Origin of the sequence: Halopseudomonas xinjiangensis, assembly GCF_900104945.1 — a bacterium.
In the GTDB taxonomy this organism is placed as follows: domain Bacteria; phylum Pseudomonadota; class Gammaproteobacteria; order Pseudomonadales; family Pseudomonadaceae; genus Halopseudomonas; species Halopseudomonas xinjiangensis.
On record NZ_LT629736.1, the window covers coordinates 993,430 to 1,013,396 of the forward strand.

General features: G+C 60.8%; 19 protein-coding genes. 12 read left to right on the forward strand and 7 right to left on the reverse strand.

Features of this window, described 5'->3' with window-relative positions:
• Positions 1-20: 20 nt before the first annotated feature.
• The 6 genes from BLT85_RS04475 (at position 21) to rarD (ending at position 6,174) form a co-directional block, all read left to right on the forward strand.
• Positions 21-1,139: a DUF2855 family protein gene (locus tag BLT85_RS04475; RefSeq protein ID WP_093392027.1), complete on the forward strand. Its 1,119-nt coding sequence runs from the start codon at positions 21-23 to the stop codon at positions 1,137-1,139.
• 114 nt (positions 1,140-1,253) lie between these two features.
• A complete protein-coding gene (locus BLT85_RS04480) occupies positions 1,254-2,387 on the forward strand; it encodes a glutathione S-transferase N-terminal domain-containing protein (protein WP_093397386.1) in 1,134 nt (377 codons plus the stop codon).
• Positions 2,388-2,554: 167 nt separating this feature from the next.
• Complete coding sequence (locus BLT85_RS04485) at positions 2,555-3,217, forward strand: SDR family oxidoreductase (protein WP_093392028.1); 663 nt, start codon at positions 2,555-2,557, stop codon at positions 3,215-3,217.
• A gap of 72 nt (positions 3,218-3,289) precedes the next feature.
• Positions 3,290-3,772, forward strand: a complete 483-nt coding sequence (locus tag BLT85_RS04490) for a GNAT family N-acetyltransferase (RefSeq protein ID WP_093392029.1) — start codon at positions 3,290-3,292, stop codon at positions 3,770-3,772.
• Between the two features lie 29 nt (positions 3,773-3,801).
• Positions 3,802-5,139: an MFS transporter gene (locus BLT85_RS04495; protein WP_093392030.1), complete on the forward strand. Its 1,338-nt coding sequence runs from the start codon at positions 3,802-3,804 to the stop codon at positions 5,137-5,139.
• 105 nt (positions 5,140-5,244) lie between these two features.
• A complete protein-coding gene (rarD, locus tag BLT85_RS04500) occupies positions 5,245-6,174 on the forward strand; it encodes an EamA family transporter RarD (protein WP_093397388.1) in 930 nt (309 codons plus the stop codon).
• Between the two features lie 17 nt (positions 6,175-6,191).
• Here the strand turns inward: rarD and BLT85_RS04505 are convergent, their stop codons facing one another.
• From BLT85_RS04505 to BLT85_RS04520, 4 genes are all read right to left on the reverse strand, one after another.
• A complete protein-coding gene (locus tag BLT85_RS04505) occupies positions 6,192-6,491 on the reverse strand; it encodes a ribbon-helix-helix domain-containing protein (RefSeq protein ID WP_093392031.1) in 300 nt (99 codons plus the stop codon).
• A gap of 44 nt (positions 6,492-6,535) precedes the next feature.
• On the reverse strand, positions 6,536-7,117 hold the full coding sequence (locus BLT85_RS04510) for a DJ-1/PfpI family protein (protein WP_093392032.1): 582 nt from the start codon (positions 7,115-7,117) through the stop codon (positions 6,536-6,538).
• Positions 7,118-7,320: 203 nt separating this feature from the next.
• Positions 7,321-8,724, reverse strand: a complete 1,404-nt coding sequence (locus tag BLT85_RS04515; RefSeq protein WP_093392033.1) for an alpha/beta hydrolase — start codon at positions 8,722-8,724, stop codon at positions 7,321-7,323.
• A gap of 285 nt (positions 8,725-9,009) precedes the next feature.
• Positions 9,010-10,347, reverse strand: a complete 1,338-nt coding sequence (locus BLT85_RS04520; protein WP_093392034.1) for a DUF1329 domain-containing protein — start codon at positions 10,345-10,347, stop codon at positions 9,010-9,012.
• Between the two features lie 376 nt (positions 10,348-10,723).
• On the opposite strand from BLT85_RS04520, the gene BLT85_RS04525 reads away from it, so the two are divergent.
• Positions 10,724-12,061: a response regulator gene (locus BLT85_RS04525; protein WP_157718124.1), complete on the forward strand. Its 1,338-nt coding sequence runs from the start codon at positions 10,724-10,726 to the stop codon at positions 12,059-12,061.
• A 145-nt stretch (positions 12,062-12,206) separates the two neighbouring features.
• Here the strand turns inward: BLT85_RS04525 and BLT85_RS04530 are convergent, their stop codons facing one another.
• Complete coding sequence (locus BLT85_RS04530; protein ID WP_093392036.1) at positions 12,207-13,331, reverse strand: aldo/keto reductase; 1,125 nt, start codon at positions 13,329-13,331, stop codon at positions 12,207-12,209.
• 137 nt (positions 13,332-13,468) lie between these two features.
• Here BLT85_RS04530 and BLT85_RS04535 point away from each other — a divergent pair, with 137 nt between their 5' ends.
• The 5 genes from BLT85_RS04535 to BLT85_RS04555 all read left to right on the forward strand — a co-directional run bounded on the left by BLT85_RS04535 (position 13,469) and on the right by BLT85_RS04555 (position 18,099).
• A complete protein-coding gene (locus tag BLT85_RS04535; RefSeq protein ID WP_093392037.1) occupies positions 13,469-14,209 on the forward strand; it encodes a competence/damage-inducible protein A in 741 nt (246 codons plus the stop codon).
• A gap of 86 nt (positions 14,210-14,295) precedes the next feature.
• A complete protein-coding gene (locus BLT85_RS04540; protein WP_093392038.1) occupies positions 14,296-14,904 on the forward strand; it encodes a LemA family protein in 609 nt (202 codons plus the stop codon).
• A complete protein-coding gene (locus BLT85_RS04545) occupies positions 14,901-15,665 on the forward strand; it encodes a TPM domain-containing protein (RefSeq protein ID WP_093392039.1) in 765 nt (254 codons plus the stop codon). Before BLT85_RS04540 ends, BLT85_RS04545 begins: the two co-directional genes overlap by 4 nt.
• 18 nt (positions 15,666-15,683) lie before the next feature.
• A complete protein-coding gene (locus tag BLT85_RS04550) occupies positions 15,684-16,298 on the forward strand; it encodes a TPM domain-containing protein (RefSeq protein ID WP_093392040.1) in 615 nt (204 codons plus the stop codon).
• A 154-nt stretch (positions 16,299-16,452) separates the two neighbouring features.
• Positions 16,453-18,099, forward strand: coding sequence for a methyl-accepting chemotaxis protein (locus tag BLT85_RS04555; protein ID WP_172829809.1), 1,647 nt, complete (start codon positions 16,453-16,455; stop codon positions 18,097-18,099).
• Positions 18,100-18,148: 49 nt separating this feature from the next.
• Here the strand turns inward: BLT85_RS04555 and BLT85_RS04560 are convergent, their stop codons facing one another.
• Both BLT85_RS04560 and BLT85_RS04565 read right to left on the reverse strand, forming a co-directional pair.
• Positions 18,149-19,102, reverse strand: a complete 954-nt coding sequence (locus BLT85_RS04560) for an alpha/beta fold hydrolase (protein WP_093392042.1) — start codon at positions 19,100-19,102, stop codon at positions 18,149-18,151.
• 20 nt (positions 19,103-19,122) lie between these two features.
• Positions 19,123-19,956 carry an SDR family NAD(P)-dependent oxidoreductase gene (locus tag BLT85_RS04565; protein ID WP_093392043.1) on the reverse strand — a complete coding sequence of 278 codons (834 nt, stop codon included), beginning with the start codon at positions 19,954-19,956 and terminating at the stop codon, positions 19,123-19,125.
• Positions 19,957-19,967 lie beyond the last annotated feature (11 nt).

A 19,967-nucleotide genomic window follows, 5' to 3' on the forward strand; every position in this document is an offset into this window, starting at 1 on the left:
GTCACGGAGAATAACGAGAGATGACTACTGTAACGCAGTTGCAAACCGACAAGTCTGCCTTGCATCACACCCGCATCGTCAGCGCGGGGCTGCCTGAGCTCAAGGCCGGCGAGGCGTTGTTGAAGATAACCGATCTGGCGGTCACGACAAACAACATCACCTACGCGGCCTTTGGCGACACCCCACATTTACGCTATTGGAGCTTTTTTCCGACGCACGCGGACGGCTGGGGGCTCATGCCTGCCTGGGGCTTCGCTGAAGTAGTCGAGTCGACCGTTGAGGGGCTAGCGAAGGGCGAGCGTTTCTACGGATACTGGCCGATTGCAACGCACCTGGTCATGCAGCCGGTCCGTGTCAGCGAGCGTGGATTCTACGATGGCACGCCGCATCGCCTGGAGCTGACCTCGGCCTATAACCAGTATCAGCGTACGACTACCGATGCGGCTTACCGTCCGGAGTACGAGCCCTATCAGGCGCTGCTACGTCCGCTGTTCATCACCTCGTTCATGCTTGCAGACTTTCTCGAAGACAACGACTTCTTCGGTGCCAGGCAGATCATCTTTTCCAGCGCCTCCAGCAAGACGGCATACGGCACGGCCTTTTGTCTGGAAAACCGCGATGACGTTCGCTTGCTCGGCTGGACCTCGACAGGCAACCGCCAGTTCGTCGAATCCCTGGGCTGCTACGCGCAAACCATCAGCTACGACGAGTTGGAATCGCTGGACCCCTCGATTCCGACGCTCTACGTCGACTTCGCCGGCAACAACGATCTGAGGGCGCGGGTGCATCGTCATTTCGGCGATCAGCTCAAGCACGACTGCTATGCCGGTTCGGCACAATCGCAGGACCATCTGGACAAGGCCGAGAAGAACCTCCCCGGCCCGCAACCACAGCCCTATTTCGCGCCCTATCAGATCAAGAAGCGAAACACTGACTGGGGCCCTGGTGAAGTCACCAGACGTTTCAATGAAGCGCAGCTGGCATTCATCAACCGCGTGAGCGATAGCAGCAACCCATGGATGAAGATCAATCAGCATGAAGGCTTCGAGGCGGCGCAAACGCTCGTCGCAGACTTGTGCGAAGGTCGGGTCGATCCCCGCGATGGCCATATCGTCTCGGTGAAGCAGGGCGCGAACTAAGCGCAGTGCGCCGATGGATCAGATGATCGAGCATTCATGTGGTTCATCGGCTTGTCGATTGCCAGACAGGGTTATACCGTCAGGCAAATTCGAACACGATCATCGGAGCTCAACATGTCCACCGACGCCCCTGTCTACACTCTCTATGGTGTATCGCATTCGCTCTATACCGGCAAAGCGCGTTGTTATCTGCGTAACCAGGGCATCGCCTACGTAGAACGGCCTACCTCCCACCCGGACTTTGCCAGCCGCATCCTGCCGCACATCGGTCGCGGCATCATTCCAGTGCTGGAAACGCCTGACGGCGAGATTATCCAGGACACCATCGACATCATCGATCACTTCGAGAAGCAGGGCGTGCCGTATCCCGCTTATCCCCAAGGTCCGCTTCAGCGGGTCATCGCGATCATCATCGAGTACTACGGCGGTCAGGCGATGCTCAAGCAGGCCATGCATTATCGATGGTCATATCGCGAGCAACAGGAAGCGTTTCTGCATCACGCGTTTGCCAGCGGCTCGGGCGCCGATTTCGCCGACAAGGTAATGGGCCGCATGCAGTCTTATTTGCCACGGTTGGGTGTCACCGAACAAAGCATCTCGCCTATCGAACGCTCCTACGAAACCTTGCTGGACCTGCTCGAAGAGCATTTCAGACACCTGCCGTATCTGCTGGGCGGTCGCCCATGCATCGCCGACTATGGGCTGATCGCCTCGATGTTCGCCCACCTCGGGCGCGATCCGGTTCCTGCACAGATCATGAAGACCCGGGCGCCGCGGGTATATCGTTGGGTCGAGCGCATGACTGCGCCAGGCCTGGACGTCGTCGAATATCAGAATGTGAACGCTGAGTTGTATGCCGATGATGAGATCCCGCCGAGCCTTGAGCCGGTGCTCAAGCACATCGCCGCCGATATATTCCCAGAGCTCAGCGACAAACTGGGTTTCATGGATGACTGGGTGGAGCGTGAACAGCCCGCTGACGGCCAACCTGTCACCGAGAAGCCGCAGCAGCGACAGCTGGGTATGGTGCAGACCCGCTACCACGATGCACCGATCGAAGTAGGCGTCGAGCCTTACCTGATGTTCGTCCTACAGCGTGCCGTGGATGTGTTCGATGGCCTTGAGGCAAGCCAGGCGGACCAGTTGAAAACCAGCTTGCGCCAGTACGGCCTCGAAGGCGCAGTACCGCTGGGACGCCGTTATGGCGTTGGCCGACAGAACAACATCGAGGTGTGGCGTCGGGGTTGAGTCGGCGGATTCTGCTTCGCGGTCATGCCCGCTCCTACTGGCAGGCGAGTCGAGCATCCACTGTAGGAGCGCACCTGGGCGCGAACGGGGTGGCGAAACGCGAGTTGACGGGTTCGATGCTACCTTGTCTGGTTGAACCGTAACCGATTCGACAGGGGAGCAATGATATGCGACAGGTACTTATCACCGGCGCCAACCGCGGTATTGGTCTGGAACTGGCGCGGCTGTATGCAGGCCGCGGCGACCAGGTTATCGGCGTATGCAGGGATACCTCTACAGAGCTCGACCAAGTGGCCACCCGGGTCATCAGCGGCATAGACGTGACGCGGCAGGAGAGTGTGGCGAAGCTGGTCGAGGCGCTCGGCAGCCAGCAAATCGACGTACTCATCAACAATGCCGGACTGCTGCACGACGAGCGCCTGGGCAGCATCGACTTCGACTCGATCCGCCAACAGATGGAAGTCAACGCCTATGCTCCGCTGCGCGTGACCGAAGCGCTGCTACCATTGCTGGGGCAGGGCGCCAAAATCGCCAACATCACCAGCCGTATGGGGTCCATGGCGGACAACGACTCCGGTGGGCGCTATGGCTATCGAGCTTCGAAAGCGGCGCTCAATGCATTCGGCAAGTCGCTGGCGATGGATCTCAAGCCTCGCGGCATTGCGGTCGCACTGCTGCACCCGGGGTATGTGAAAACCAGAATGACTGGGAACACCGGACAGCTCACCCCTGAAGAATCCGCTCGCGGCTTGGTGGCAAGAATCGATGCACTCAGTCTGGAGAACACCGGTTCGTTCTGGCATAGCAACGGTGAGTCGCTGCCCTGGTAATGGCAGCGACTCTGCGATTCGACGCGTTTCGGTGTATCGTTGCGGCTTCCTTTCCAAAACATCAGGCTCACCATGCACTGCGTTGTCACACAAGCCGACTACCATGACGCTGCGCACGCCCGCGCGATCGTCGAACTGCTCGATGCCTATGCACTGGACCCGATGGGCGGCGGCGAGCCGCTTCCCGAGCTGGTCCGGACTACGTTGGTCGGGCGTCTCGCATCGCTGCCGCACGCATTCAGCGTGTTGTGTTTCGTCGACGGCGTTCCCGCCGGGCTGGTGAATTGCTTCGAAGGGTTTTCCACTTTCGAAGCTCGGCCTCTGGTGAATATCCATGACGTCATCGTGTCGGCGCAGCATCGTGGCCAGGGCATCAGCCAGCAGATGATCGCAGAGGTCGAGCGCATTGCTCGGGAGCGCGATTGCTGCAAGTTGACCCTGGAGGTGCTGGAAGGCAACGAGGTCGCGCAAGGCGCCTACAGAAAGATCGGCTTCGCGAACTATGAGCTTGATCCGGCCATGGGGCGGGCCATGTTCTGGCAGAAGAAACTCTAACCACCCAAACGAGCGAGCCAGGAGCGAGCATGAGCCACAGCGAGTTGGCACCGAAGAAGGAAATATTCGGCTGGGCCATGTTCGACTTTGCCAACCAGGGCTATACGCTGCTGATCATTACGGTGATCTACGGCGATCTGTTCACCCGTGTGATCGTTGGTGACGCGCCGGACTACCGACTCGGCAACCTGCTGTGGAGCGTCGCGCTGGCGGCCAGCTATCTGCTGGTAGTGGTCGCCAACCCGATATGCGGTGCGATCATGGACTACACGCAGAGCCGCAAGCGTTTCCTGTTCGGCAGTTACGTGCTCACGGTCATCTCCACCGCCTTGCTGTACTTCATCGAACCGGGGTGGCACACCGCGGCGGTGCTGCTGATTATCCTGTCGAACTTCGCCTATTCCATCGGCGAAGGTTTCATCGCCAGCTTCCTGCCCGACCTCGGCCCGCGCAAGGCGCTTGGCTGGATTTCCGGCCTCGGCTGGGGGCTGGGGTACATAGGTGGACTGGTTGCCGCCATTTTTGCGCTGCTGTTTCTGGGCGATGTCTCGGCAGCGAACTACGAGACGATCCGCTGGGTCGGGCCCTTCGCTGGCGCCTTCTTTCTCATAGCGGCCATCCCGACCTTCCTCTGGCTCAAGGAACGACATGCGACGATGCCACCCGTCTCACAAACCGGGCTGGTGCGGATTGGCCTGCGTCGCGTGGCCACCACCTGGCGGGAAGTTCATCACTTCCGGGATCTTCGCGCGCTGCTGGTCTCGGTGTTCTTCACCATGTCCGGCGTGTACATCATCATCGCCTTCTCTTTCATCTACGGTGCGCAGGTCATCGGCTGGGACGAGGATGTGCGCGTGCTCATGTTCATTATCGTCCAGATCACCGCGGCGCTTGGCGCGGTAGGCTTTGGGTGGCTACAAAGCCGGCTCGGCGCGCGTACTACTTATCTGATGACGCTGGTGCTGTGGCTGGTGGCGATTCTGGCGATCTGGCAAACCCCGGCGCTGACCGAGGCGATGCGGGCCGGCTTTGGCGTCGATTGGGAAGCCCAATACGTGTTTCTAGTGGCCGGTGTGCTGGCTGGCGCAAGCCTCGGATCGTCCCAATCGGCAACGCGAGCGTTGGTCGGGGTACTGACGCCGCGCGGCAAGGAAGGGGAGTTTTTCGGCCTGTGGGGCATGGCCTCGAAGCTTGCTGCGGTGTTCGGCATGCTCGGCCTGGGTGCGCTGCAATGGGGGCTGGGGCTGGCCGATGCGATCGTGTTTTGCCTAGTGCTGTTCGCCATGGCGATCGTCACGGTATTGCCGGTCAACGAGAGCCGCGGCGCCGAGGCTGCCGAGCAGTGGCGTGACGCAGCGGCGCCTTAACTCGGAAGGGCAGTGTTCTCGGTAGTACTGTTGCTCAACGACTGTATCGCTCGGCCTAGCGTTCTGTTGCGTACACTGTCAGCCATTCCACCTGCAGGTGCCGACATGAGTCGAACGATTCCGGAATCGACCAAAGGCGTACTCTTCGGCCTGAGCGCCTATACGCTCTGGGGCTCGTTCCCATTGTTCTTTGCCCTGTTCGAAGGCGTCCCGGCCTTCGAAGTGCTCACCCACCGCATCATCTGGTCCTGCGTGTTCCTGGCATTGGTCATCAGCATTCTGCGGCGTTGGAATCCGGTGCTCGCAGCCTTGGCGCAGCCCCGGCGTCTGGGTCGGGTGCTGGGCTGTGCGGTGCTGATTGCGCTCAATTGGGGGATTTATATCTACGCCGTGGAAACGCGGCATGTGCTGCAGGCCAGTCTCGGTTACTTTCTGACGCCCTTGATCAACGTCGCGTTGGGTATGCTGGTGCTGCGCGAGCGAATGGAGCGCGTACAGGGGGTGGCGGTCGTTGTGGCTGCAATCGCCATCGTGGTGCAGATGGTCATGCTTGGCAGTCTGCCCTGGATCACGCTGGCGCTGGCTTTCAGCTTCGGTATGTACGGTCTGCTACGTAAGCAGGTCGAGCTTGACGGGCTTTCCGGCCTGTTCGTGGAGACCTTGCTGCTGCTGCCGCTGGGGCTGCTGGTGCTAGGTGGAATGGTGTGGATCGATGTCTCACACTTTGCCGACGAACCTCGTCTTACCGTTTTGCTGGTCGCCAGCGGGGTGGTTACCGCGGTGCCCTTGTTGGCCTTTGCCGGAGCGGCCCGGCGGCTGCGATTGGCCACGGTCGGTTTTCTGATGTACATCAACCCGACCCTGCAGTTCTTCATCGCTCTGCTGGTGTTCGACGAGCCGCTGAACCGCATCCAGCTGATCAGCTTCGTGATGATCTGGGCCGCGCTCGCTCTGTATTCATGGTCGGCCTGGCGCACTGCGGCCGGAGAGCGGCTGCGCGCACGTACCCATGCCAGCTCGACGGTTGCAGACTGATTCGCCTCTGGCCTTTTTCAGGCGCTGCGGACCACCGACAGCGGCACCGGGCGCGCTTCCCGCTGGGTTAGAAATCGGGTGCAGCTGACTCGGAGGAAGGAGGCGAAGTTGACCACCTCGCCGCGATACTCCATCAGTTCGTCGTATAGCTTGGTGATCAGCTGATTGGTGGTCATGCCGTCTACCTCGGCGATTTCCTGCAGGATGTTCCAGAACTGGTTTTCCAGGCGCAGTGTCGTCACCACCCCGCGAATGCGTAACGAGCGCGAGCGCGATTCATACAGAATCGGGTCGGCTTTGACGTAGAGTTCGCACATGTCGTTCTCCCAGCGAGGCCGCCCACCAGGGCGGCCAAAGCGATTTAAAGCGTGATCTTCGCGCCCAGCAGCTTGACGAACGCAGCCAGCCAGGCGGGGTGGGACGGCCATGCAGGAGCGGTCGCCAGATTGCCCTGCACGTGAACCTGGTCGGCCGGGATGTCGATGAAGGTGCCGCCTGCCATGCGTACATCCGGGCCACAGGCCGGGTAAGCGCTGCACTCGCGGCCTTCCAGAATGCCAGCCGCAGCGAGCAGTTGCGCACCGTGGCAAACCGCGGCGATCGGCTTGTCGGCCTGATCGAAGCTGCGCACGATATCATTAACCTTCTGGTTCAGCCGAAGATACTCCGGGGCGCGTCCACCCGGTACGACCAGCCCGACATATTCGGTCGTGTCGACCCGATCAAAATCGTAATTCAACACGAAGTTGTGGCCGGGCTTTTCAGTATAGGTCTGGTCGCCCTCGAAGTCGTGGATTGCCGTACGGACGCTATCGCCGGCGCGCTTGTCCGGACATACCGCGTGGACCACATAGCCGAGCATGCTCAGCGCTTGAAAGGGCACCATGGTTTCGTAGTCTTCGGTAAAGTCGCCGGCCAGCAACAGGATCTTCTTTTCGCTCATGCTGTGTTACTCCGCACCGTTTAGTGGAGAGCAGAGCTTGACGCGTATTGGGCTGGGGCGGGTAACAGCGGGGTACTACATGACCTTTGCACTTCCCGTTCTTCGGCGCACAGGTGCGCTGAGGTGGGCAGGAAAGCCGTGCTGACGGACGTGTGGAAGCCAGAAGGGCGCGGCTTTGCCGCGCCCTTCGTTGCGTCAATCGATCAGATCCCGGCCGAGCAGGACGGCAGGGACGGACGCTCTGGGGTGGTGAAGGTACAACCGTAGTCCGGGTCTGCGACCACCTTCGCATCGAGCACCTCGTCGCCCGCCGGCTTAATGCCGTTCTGCTCCCAGTTGATCATGTCGACGAACGCTTGCACCTGCTCCTCAGCGCTGAAGTCGCAATGCGAAGGAGCCCGAATGGCGCGCTGCACCAGTAGGTCATCGCTGCCACTGGCTTCGGCGCGCTCGCGGTGAATCTGCATGTGCTTGAAGGGCACGTACAGGTCGCCCAGTGTATGGATGCTCACGACCGGTACATCGAAGTCGCCGTTCACAACCGGAATCCAGCGCAGCCCGTCGTCACGCATGCCGTTAGCGGGCGGATGTCCAATTACGCGCAGAATGCTCTTGTTGAATTCGCGCTCTTCCTTGCTCTGACCGTCCTGTCCGTCGACGTTATAGCGGACCCCCTGATTGCCAGTAAGCGGCTTGGCCAGGATGCCGTTGATGCGACCATCACCGCCGCCGGTAGACATGACCGTGAACTGCAGAAAGGAGCGGAAACCTTCGGCGAAGATCGGGCGCTCGCCGCCGCTAAGGTCGCGTACGATATTCTCCAGCTTGAGCCCCTGCTCGTTAGGCACGAACGGGTAAGCTGTCCACAACTTGGTCTGAATCTGCGGTAGCTTCGCCTGGAAGTCAGTCGCCGGATAGCTGGTCGGCCCTAGCCCTGCCAGATGCTGGGCGGCGAAGGTGAAGTTGGCCAGATACTCGAACTCGTAGGTATCCCCCGTAACACCGCACATCGGCACCGAGCCCGCATAGCGCACTGGATTGTTGGCCGTCGCGAGGGTTTCTGCTTCCACGGCTGCCGCGGCTACATGACCGCCCATCGAGTGCCCGGTAATGTAGATCTTCGCAGGCTCCGCCTGGCCGGTAATCGAGCTGAATGCCAGCGCCAGGGCGTTGGTATCCTCCACGCCTACGCGCACGTCGTAGTAGTTCTTGCTATAGCTGGACGCTGCCCAGGCATAGCCGTTTTCCAGCAGCCAGGGCCGGAGTGCGGCCGGCGGCCCGACGGTCAGCGCGCTACCGGTTCCGCGATAGCCATGCGCATACATGACCAGCATGCCGTTCCAGTTCTGCGGCACCTCAACCTGATACGCGGCGCCCTGATTCACGCCAGTGAAGCGCTGTGTATCAGGAAAGGCCGCCAGTGGGGCAAGGGGCGATACGAGGGGAGTGAACTCGCGCGAATCCTGTTCGCGAACGTCGCTCCATTGCGATGGCGTCGGCGTTACGGGCTTGCCTTTGGCCATAGCTGGCGCAGTTGCAGCCACTCCGAGGGACAGCAGACCGGCGCAGATAAGCGCGGCCACGGGCTTTGTGGGGGTCAGGCTCATGGAAACTCCAGATATTGTTTTTATTGGTCAGGGTGCAGATCAGCAGGACCGAATGGGCGATCGAAGACTCGGCAAAACTGGCCAGCCATTCTGATATAAAGGGATACGCAAGCGGCGTCAACGAAGCGGCACTACCGCTGATCGGAAGAACTAATGTCAAATATCAGGCGTTTGGCGGGGAGGGCTCTGGCTCAGGTGTCTGGCAGTCCGGCAGACAGTGCGGGTTTGAAGCAGTGAGTCGGACTCGCCCGGGGCTCGGGACGAATCCGACCGATGGCGGAGGGATCAGTTGCCTTCGCGGCGCAAAGCCTGCGGCGAGAAGTCACGAGGCGACATCTGTGCGGTGAAATCGTACATCGGCTCGTTGTTGTCCAACCCGTCTACGAAGTAGTCACCGCTCTTGAGGTGATACAGCGTTTCCAGTGTGCTGTTGAACATCGGCAGCTCGTAATAGCTGATCGGATGGCTTTCCTGAACGCCAATCAGCTCACCTTTGCTGTCACGAAGGTCGACCGCAACGATCTGCCAGCTGTCTTCGTCGACGTAAAAACGGCGCGTCTGGTATGGGTGGTTATATCCGGTACGCAGGGTGGCATCGACTACCCAGACGCGGTGCAGCTCGTAGCGCAGCAGCTCGGGGTTCAAGTGCTGGGATTTGACGATACTGTCGTACGCGATGCCTTTCTGGTGTACGGCATAGCTGTTGTACGGAACGATCATCTCCTGCTTGCCTACCAGCTGCCATTCATAGCGATCCGGTGCGCCGTTGTAGGAATCCACGACGTCGGCGGTGGCCAGCCCGCTGGTGTCTGGTTGTACCGAATCGTAGGCGAGCGTGGGCAGGCGACGCACCCGGCGGTTGTCAGGGCTGTATCGCCAGGCTTTGCGAGTCGTCAGTACCTGGTCGAGCGGATCCTGCACCACCAATGCTGTGCCAGCCAGTTTGGCCGGCGCGGTAACGACGTATTTGTAGTACAGCAGGGTGTTGTCGAGATTCTCGAGCGTGGTGCCTTCGCGGTTGTATACGTAGTACAGATGGCGGTCGCGTCTGATCAGGCTGGTCTTGCCGTTGACGACTACCGCCTGGTTGTTGATGAAGCGGTTCTGCTCGCCCTTGTAGTGCAGGATGTGGTTCCAGATCACTTCCATCCCGTCCTGCGGGATCGGGAAGGGGATGCCGGCGGCAGCGCCACGAACGCCATTACCGTTGGCTATCAGCTCGGCGTTGACGGCATTTTCACGCGTGGCATCGTAAATGCGTTGGGGAGCGGCTGCGCTGCGGCGAGTAGGAAACACTTGCAGGAAATAATCGGGATAGCGCACGAGCAGATCGCTCAGACCTTCCGGAAGTTGCTGCCGATGCTGATCCAGGTTGCCGGCGTCGATGCGATAGAGCGATGCGTCCGCGCTATACGGATCGGGGTGGTGCATGCCCACTTCGTATCCTGCTGGCGGCTGTACGCCCCCGGTCCAGGCGGGAATGGTGCCGGCCTGATTGCCTGCAGCCTCGGCCCCGAGCGGGGTCAGATCGCGCCCGAGACGTTCTGCCTGGGTTGCGTCTACCTTGGCCTGCGTCTGACCGACGAACGCGGCCAGCATTGCGATTGCAAACTTCCTGTACATGTTTCACTCCCTGCAGCGCAGGCGCGGGCAAGCCCCGGCCTAGGGCTGATTCGGTTTGGTATAGGGGGGATTCGGCGGGATGCCTGGTTATTTTTCCGCCGATTGTAACCACGAAACAGGACGGCAAGCGCAGCGGCTACAAAAAGACACAATACATATCGACGAAAAGCGTGCGGCGAGTGTCGTTGCCCTATGGTGGCGCGTAATGGCGCGACTTTTCGGCGTCTGGAAGTTGTCATAATCGACTTTGGCGCGCGAACCTCGTCACAAATCCGCCACTGCAGATGTGCTCGGTTCCAGCATTGTCCTTATTCTTCTGGTCATGGATACGCTCGGTGCGCAACGCGCCGGGGCATGGCAGGAACAGGGTACGGACATGAGTTCTAAACGGGTTCTGATCGTCGACGATTCGCGCTCCGCTCGCCACGTCTTGAAGCGACAGCTGGTTCAATACGGTATTACCGTAGATGAGGTGGAGTCAGCCGAGGACGGACTGCAATATCTCCTATACAACAAGCCGCATGCGATTTTCATGGATCACATGATGCCCGGCATGGACGGGCTGCAGGCTGTGCGCATTATCAAGGGCAATCCGGCTACCGGCCTGATACCTATCATGATGTATACCTCCAAGGACGGTGGTGAAGTCTATGTCGGTCAAGCGCGTGCCCTGGGCGCGGTCGGCGTTCTACCCAAGGAAATCAAATCGGTCGACCTCGAGGCGGTGCTTCATTCCCTGCACTTGCTTGATGAAGAGCCTTCCGAGGCGCCGCCTGAGCAAGCGTGGCAGTCGTCTGCTGCCAGCGCAGCCGACCAGACGCGCTTGAAGGCCGATGCCGAAGCAGCCGCCATCGGCCCGCAACTGTCTGAACGGGAACTCGAAGTTCTGGCGCGCGAGGCAGCCGATGACGCCGTGGTCCGGCTACTGCGTCCGCATCTCGACGCGCACGCGCGCCGTCTGCAATCGAGCTTCAAGGCGGAGCTGCGCAATCTGGTCGAGAGCATTCCCGCCCCGCAAAACGAAGCGCCTCGGCGACGCTGGTCGACGACTGCCGCGGGAGTCGTGCTTGGCGCGTTGCTAGCGGGGGGGCTGCCACATCTGTTCGATGAAGATGAAGTGAGCGAGCCTGCGCAGGTGACGGTCGATCCTGCTCCTGCGAGAAGTGCTGCTCCGAAGGCCGGATTTTCACTGGCGTCGATGCCCCTCGGTCAGAGTGCTGCCCCGGCACCTGACGAGCCGCTCCTGCAGGCTCTGGAATGGGCGGTCAATCGAAACGGCGAATTCGCGCCGGGTGCAATGCCTTTCGACGATGCACGGCTGCGTTTCGTCGAAGAACTGGCCACGCGCCTGGATGCAAGCGGTTTCGCAGGCGTGATGCACGTCACTGCGTACCCGGGCAGCTTCTGCATGGTGCCGGACGATGAAGGCGTCATGAGGGTAGCGCCGGCCGACCTGCCGGTGACCGAGTGCCTGGACTTTGGTGTCGAAGCCGAGCGCCTGGAGCGTCGAGCTGAACTCGAGTCGGTTGCTTTCGCGTCGTTCGCCAATCGCAAGCCGTTATTTGACGATACAGCGCTGCGCATGGTTGTCGAAGCTTCGGCAGAGCCTGATGCGCGGGTCCCCTATCCGGTAATTGACGATCAGGTAGTCGCAGGGGAGTGGAACGCCATAGCACAGCAGAACCAGCGCGTTGAAGTGAAGCTTGTGCGTTGACTGTCGCGCGGTTTATGAGATGCAATAGCCCGTTGGCATATATTCGAAACGCCTGGTTGGGCGCCTGACACGTCCGGCCAGTTCCTTCACGGTCATGCCCGCTCCTGCGTGTTCCAGCGCAGGAGCCAGGCATGGACGCAGGCTGCTAACCAGGTACGGGAGCGTTCTCTTCCATCAAACCCTGTTGTTTCGCCGCTTTCCAGAATTCCGGGTTCACGGTTGCCGACATCGACGCTACGTTCTGGCGTACCTGTTCGGGAGTACTGGCGCCGTGGAGAACCGAGCTGACTACCGAAGGCGCGTTGCAGAAATGCAGAGCAGCGGTACGCAGATCGACATCGTGATCTTTCGCGAGCTGGCGGTAGCGCTCACGCTTCTGCTGCATCTCTTTCGGAACATCACGGCTGTAGTTGTAATACTCGCTACCCGCGAGATAACCGGAATTCAATGGCGCGCCCAACACGAACGATACATTGCGCTGTTCAGCCAGCGGAAACAGGTTGTCCAGGGCATCAGCGTGTTTGAGCAGCGAATACTGCGTGGCGAGCAAAATTACATCCGGATCCGATTCTTCGATGGCGCGCCGGGCTGGAGGGAGCTCGTTCACACCCATTCCCCACCCCTTGATCAGGCCTTCGTCACGCATCTTGCTGAGCTCGGGCATGGCCCCCTTCACCGCCACGTCGAAGTATTCGGTCCATTCGTCTCCCATGTCTTCGTTGTCTGGAGACAGATCATGGATGAACACCATGTCCAGGCTCGGCACACCCATGCGTTGCAGACTGTCTTCTATGGAACGACGGGTGGCAGAGGCGCTGTAGTCGTATTTGTAGTTGAAGTGGTTGGTGCCCTGCCAGGCCTCGTGTGAATAACCGGGGTCGGGGTAGAGCAGGCGGCCGGTCTTGGACGATAGCAGGTAGCTGTCGCGCTCGCGTGGCGACAACAGCATGGCATGGCGTCGTTCGCTCAGGCCCAAGCCGTACCAGGGAGAGGTGTCGTAATAACGGATGCCCTGTTCCCAGGCGGTCTTCAACAGCTCGAGCGCCTGCTCTTCGGACAGTTCCCGACGCATATCACCCAGGCCCACCGCGCCACCGAGTCCGACCCGCTGGGGTGGACGGTAGCGAGGTGAGTCGCCCGTGTTCATGGGTAATGCCTGGGAGGAACGGCCACCTTGGGAGCCCTGTGCATGAGCCAGAGCCAGAGCCGGTGCCAGCGCCAGACCGGCTCCGGCTATCGCGACATTTGAAAGAAAGGTACGGCGTTGCATGTTGCCTCCGATGGGTTAGGACGAGGACGGATGCTGCATTGGCTGTAGACGGGCTGGGTCATGACGGGTTCCGGGCTTCTGTGCAAATGCCAACCCATCGCAGCGACCACAACGACTTTCGGCTACGCTGAGTACCCATGACAGACATTCACCCGAGCCGTTTCGGCCTGCTGCTGATCGGCGACGAAATTCTCAACGGTCGCAAACAGGATGCTCATCTCCCTGCGATGATTCCGCGCTTCGCGCAGCGGGGCCTGGACATATCCTGGGTGCGTATGGTTACCGACGACGCGACGCTCATCACCGAAACGTTGAGTCAGACCTTTGCCGGCCCGGATATCGTTTTCAGTTTCGGTGGGATAGGGGCCACCCCGGATGATCTGACTCGTCAGTGTGCCGCCGCCGCCCTTGGTGTCGACATCGTCCTGCATCCTGAGGCGGAAAAGGAGATTCGGGCACAGCTTGGAGACCGGCTCAATGCCAATCACCTGCGCATGGGCGAGTTTCCGGTCGGCAGCCGCATAATTCCAAACCCTATCAATCGTATTCCGGGGTTTTCTCTCGGACGGCATCATTTCCTACCGGGTTTTCCCGACATGGCCTGGCCTATGGTCGAATGGGTGCTGGACCGGGATTATGCGGATATTCAGGCCCCGGGGCGCCAGGTTAGCCAGACGCTGCACCTGGCGGATACCAGCGAAGGGCCTCTGATTCCATTGATGGAAACCTTATTGCGCGAGTTTCCGGATCTGCGCCTGGCCTGTCTGCCGAACGCGCAGGGACGGCATGAAGTGGAGTTGAGCTTGAGGGGTGAGCCTGATCGCGTGGTGCAGGGCATGAATCGCTTTCGAGACATGCTACGCTCGGTCGGTAGTTGAGTGTGGCGAGACGCTTCGTTCATCTGAACTTCCGAGGCGGCTTCAGGGTCCCTCGGGTATCTGTCTGACTTTGGAAAAACGCGATCATGCCTACCCTGCGCTATCGACTTCCCAGTGGCCTGCTGGCTTTGCTGTTTCTGACAACGTTGTTGTCCGGTTGCGGTATCAACAACATCCCGCGTTACGATGAACAGGTGAAATCAGCCTGGTCGCAAGTAGAAAACCAGTACCAGCGCCGCGCCGATCTCATCCCGAACCTGGTCGAGACGGTTCAGGGTTTTGCCCGTCAGGAGCGCGAGACCCTGCGTGAAGTGACCGAAGCCCGCTCCAGGGCTACGTCGATCCAGATCAGTGCCGAAGATCTCGACGATCCGGAAAAGATGCGCCAGTTCGAACAGGCGCAAGCACAGTTGACCGGTGCACTCAGCCGGCTGATGGCGGTATCCGAGCGGTATCCTGAGCTACGTTCGAATGAGAACTTCCTGGCCTTGCAGTCTCAGCTCGAAGGCACCGAGAACCGCATCGCCGTAGCGCGTCGCGACTACGTGCAAGCCGTCGAGCGTTATAACACCGAGATTCGCACCTTCCCCGGCCGCATCTGGCACGGCATTCTTTATAGTGATATGCCGCTGCGCGAAAACTTCGAGGCGACCACAGCGAATGCGGATCAGGCACCGCAGGTGCAGTTCGAATGAGGGTTGTCAGCCTTTGCCTGTTGGGTCTGCTGTGCTGGGCGACAGGGCTGGCTGCCCAGCAGGCTGGCGACGAAACGGCTTTACCTGCACTCACCGGTCGGGTGGTGGATCAGGCCGAACTGCTCGATACTCAGGCCGAAGCGCGGTTGACGCAGATGCTTGCCGCGCACGAACAGGCGACCAGCGAGCAGGTCGTGGTGGTCACCGTTCCTGATCTGCAGGGGCAGAGCATCGAAGAATACGGCGTCGAGCTCGGTCGTAGCTGGGGCATCGGTCAGGAAGGCGAAGACAATGGTGCTTTGCTGATCGTGGCGCGAGATGATCGTCTGGTTCGGATTGAAGTCGGCTATGGTCTGGAAGGTCGACTGACCGACGCGCAGTCGTCGATCATCATCAACCGTATCCTGCTGCCTGCGTTTCGCGAAGGCGAATTTGAACGGGGCATCGTCGAGGGCACCCAGGCGATAGTCAGTGTGTTGGGCGGCGATCCATTGCGGGTGCCAGCCCAGCGGCCTGTTGGTCAGCGGCCGGATCAACCTCCGGTAGGCATCTTCATCCTATTGCTGTTCGTCGTGCTCGGCATGCTGGGTGGCGGGCGTGGTGGACGTGGTGGCCGGCGCGGTCGTTTCGGTCGCGCGCTGCTCGCCGGTGCGCTGCTTGGTGGGATGGGGCGTGGCGGCGGTGGCGGCTTTGGCGGCGGTGGTGGATTCGGTGGTGGTGGCGGCGGCTTTGGTGGCGGCGGTGCTTCAGGTGGCTGGTAAAACAAAGGACGACACAATATGACGCTTTTAACTGAGGCAGAGCAGCGCCAGGTCGCCGAGGCGATCGACCGCATCGAGCTGAAGACCGACGCCGAGGTGGTCACGGTGCTCGCCGAGCAAGCCGACGACTATCGCTATATTCCGGTATTATGGGCCAGTCTCATTGCGCTGATCGTGCCTGGCGCACTGCTGTTTTTGCCTGGGCTGCTCGGGGCCGGATACCTGTTGCTGGTGCAGTGGATCACCTTCGTGGTGCTCGCGTTGCTGTTTCGCATCCCGCGTATTGGCACCAACCTGATCCCGCGTTCGGTGAGGCATTGGCGGGCCAGCAATCTCGCACGTCGCAAGTTCGTCGAGCTTGATCTGCACCACACCGCTGGCGAGACCGGTATGCTGATTTTCGTCTCGGAGGCCGAGCGTTACGTGGAAATCATGGTCGATCGGGGCATTGCCAGCCACATCGACGACAGTGTCTGGGAGGCGATTGTCGAACGTTTCACCACGCGGGTTCGTCAGGGACAGGTGCTTGAAGGTTTCATCGAGTGCATCGACGCCTGTGGCAAGCAGCTCGAAACGCACCTCCCCGCCACCCATGAGCGAAACGAACTGCCCAATCGCCTGGTGGTGCTGTGAGGGTGGGGCGGGCTGTCTTCGTCATTGATTCAGATCAAGGCGAGATGACCGTCTAAAGAGTAGGGTTACTGCGCCGATATAGGAGAAGCTGGATGTAAAACGGACTTTGCCCGAACGGGCCCCAGCATCTCTGATGACTTTCGCTGGAGTGACCATGTTCAAGCTGTTCCGCAATATTGGCTTCCGTTGGAAGCTGACGCTGCCCCTAGGTTTGCTAGTAGCGCTCTTCTGCACGCTGGGGGCCGTATCCTATCTCGCCGTTTCCCAGCTGACCGGGCGGCTGCAACTGTTTTCCTCCGAACTCCTGCCGCAGGCTACCAACCTGCTCGAGGCCGACCGAGACCTTTACCAGGCGCTGGTGGCCGAGCGAACGCTGGTCCAGCTCGCGGGCAGCGCTAACCGATCCGAGCTTGAAGCAGAGCATCGGGACAATCTGCAGCAGGCCATGGATCGGGTGAAGGTCTATGCCGGCAAGACCGACTCCGCGCAGGGCCAGGCCCTGGCTCAGCGGTTTTACCAGGCGTTCGAGAGTTGGAAGCGGGCGAGCGATGAAGTGGTCGGGTTGACGCGCAGCGTGGCGCCGGCCGACGCCGAGCGAGCGCGTGCACTGAGCTTCGGTAGCTCGTATGAGCTGTTCAGCCAGGCGCGAGACCTGATCGATCAGATGACCCAGCAGGTCGATAGTCAGGCCGCGGCAGAATTGGCTGCTGCCGAGGCGGCGACCGCCCGCGACACGGCTACCTTCACTACGGTCGTACTGGTCGGCCTGGCCATCTGCGCGCTGTTGATCGTGTTCCTGCCTGGCCTAATCCTGAAGCCGTTGAACGCGATCCTCGGTCGGATCCGCGACATCGCGGACGGCGAGGGAGACCTCACCAAACGTGTCGAAGTCACCTCCACCGATGAGATCGGTCAGCTTGGTAGCAGCGTCAATACATTCCTCGAACAGCTGCAAGTGCTGATTCAGCAGGTAGCTGACTCGACTCTGCAGGTGGCCTCTGCCTCCCAGCAGATGAGTACGATAGCCGTCACTCAGCAGCAGCTGGTGACCGAACAATATTCGGCGATCGACCAGGTGAGTACGGCAGCGACAGAAATGAGCGCGGCGATTCACGAGGTCTCCGGTAACGCACACAACACCGCCGAAGCAGCTCGCCAGGCAGATATTCAGGGGCATTCAGCTTCGGGTCTGGTGGGCCAGACGATGGGAGCCCTGCGCAGACTGGCTGGCGACGTCGCCGAAGCAGCAGGCGTCATCAATCGCCTGGAGGAAGACAGCGACAGGATTGGCGGCGTGTTGAGCGTTATTCAGGCGATTGCCGAGCAGACCAATCTACTGGCGCTGAATGCCGCCATCGAAGCAGCACGCGCTGGCGAACAGGGCCGCGGCTTTGCGGTGGTGGCCGACGAAGTCCGCGCATTGGCTGGCCGTACCCAGGCTTCGACCCAGGACATCCAGAAGATGATACAAAGCTTGCAGACGGGCAGTGCTCAAGCGGTAAGCGTCATGCAGCGCAGCGCAGCGCTGGCAGCCGAGAGCGTCGAACAGGCCTCGGGCGCCGAGCGCTCGCTAGGCGAGACGGCTCAGTCGGTGGTGCGGATAAACGATATGGCCGCCCAGATCGCTGCGGCCTGTGAAGAGCAGAGCCAGACGACCGAGGAGATCGCCCGCAATATCAGTGGCATTCGAGACTTGTCGAATCAGGCCGCGCAAAGCTCTGAGGAAAGCCGTGACGCCAGCGAATCGTTGGCGCGCCTTGCGGCGGGACTGCAGCAGCAGGTGGGACGCTTCAGAACCTGACAGGGAAAGACGCAACGGCCGGGCACGATGAGGCACCCGGCCGATACGACTAGTGAGGAGCGGCAGCTACCTTATCGTGGCTGCTGCGGATGAACTCGGTGGTCACTTCCGGTTGGGTAATCGGAAGCATGTGCCCGCCGTCGACCAGTGTCAGCTCCGCCTGTGGCACGATGTCCTTCAAGGCCTGGCCCTGTTCGGCAGGATCGAGGATGCGGTCCTGGCGACCGTAGAGTATCGAGATCGGCAGCTGAAGGGTCGGGTAGCGCTGTTGCATCATCGGCAGGACGTCTTCCAGTGCATTCAGATCACGCGATGAAGCGATGAACTGACTGGGCCGCAGTCCAAGAAAGCCCCCGCCACGTACTCCAAAATCCTCCGGCGCGGCTTCCGGCCCGAATACGATGTTCATCACCTTGTCACGGTTGAGGATGGTCATCGGCGTCGCCAGGGTCCAGGCGATCAGGCGGCGCAGCCAGCTCTGGCGTACGGTCAGGCCAGCGAACGCCTTCGAAACGCCCTGCGGAAGATGCGTCAGCGGTGCGACCAGCGCCAGGCCGGAGACCTGGGTCGGGTGTCGCAACGCTGTGGCGAGGGCGACGGCTCCCCCCAGCGAGTGACCGACGATCAGCGGTCGTCTCAGGTCGAGCGCCTGAATCAGGCCGGCCATCACATCGGCTTGCACGTCCAGTCTGGCAGATGAGCGCCGGTGACGGCTGGAGTAACCGCTGCCAGGCCGGTCTACAGCCACCACCCGGAACTGCGTGGCGAGTTCGCCGAGTACCTGATAGTTGAAGTTGCGCGCGACGCCCCCCAGACCGTGGATCAGCAGAATGGTGGGGCCCTTACCGGCCTCGATGACGTGTAACCTGGCACCCATGACCTCGACGAACCGGCCTTCCGGGGGCAGGCCCGCTTCGACCCGCTTGGCGGTGAACAGGGTAAACAGCCAGAGTCCGGCCAGAACCAGCAGAACGATGACTGCCAATATCCCAATGATCTTCATGTCGATGTCTTCCCGGATGGTTAGGGTCGGTTGTTGGATGGCGCGGCCGGTTTGGCCAGCGCCGGGAAGAGGCGCCAGTAATTGACCGGTAGCAGCCGTTCAAGCCAGGACAGGATGCGCGCGTCGTTGCCGACCAGAACTCTGGGCTTATCGCGCTCGATGGCGGCAACGATGATCTCCGCCGCACGTTCCGGCGGCATGCGCAGCAGCTTCTGTGCTTGCTTGCGATTGCGCTCGACCTCTTCCGGGGCCACGTCTGCCGAGACCCGGGCGCTGGTGGCGATGGATGTCGCAACACCGCCCGGGTGCACGACGGTAACGCCTACGCTGGTGTCCTGCAGTTCCAGACGCAGCGCGTTGGAAAAGCCGCGTACGGCGAACTTGCTGGCGCAGTAGGCGGTCTGGCCGGCTGGAGTAACCAGCCCGAACAGGCTCGACACGTTGACGATGCGGGCCGCTGGGCGCTCCTGCAGAAACGGCAGGAAGGCCCGTGTCATGCGTACCACCGCTTCGAAGTTGATAGCCATGAGCCAATCGAAGTCGGCTTCGCTGACCTGATGAAAGTGACCGCCAAGCGCGACGCCAGCGTTGTTTATCAAAAGGTCCACCTGGCCATGCTCGGCAATGACGGCCTGGGGCAGGGCGGCAACCTGCTCCCGGCTGGCAACGTCGAGCTTATGCTCGCTGACGCGCACGCCCATCGCGCGAGCCTGTCGAGCCGTCTCCGCGAGCCCTTCCTCATTGATGTCGGCAATCGCCAGATGGCAGCTGCGACTTGCCAGTGCCAACGCGACCGCACGGCCTATGCCGCTACCTGCTCCGGTCAGAACCGCAACACAATCATTGATCTGCATGGCCTTTTCCC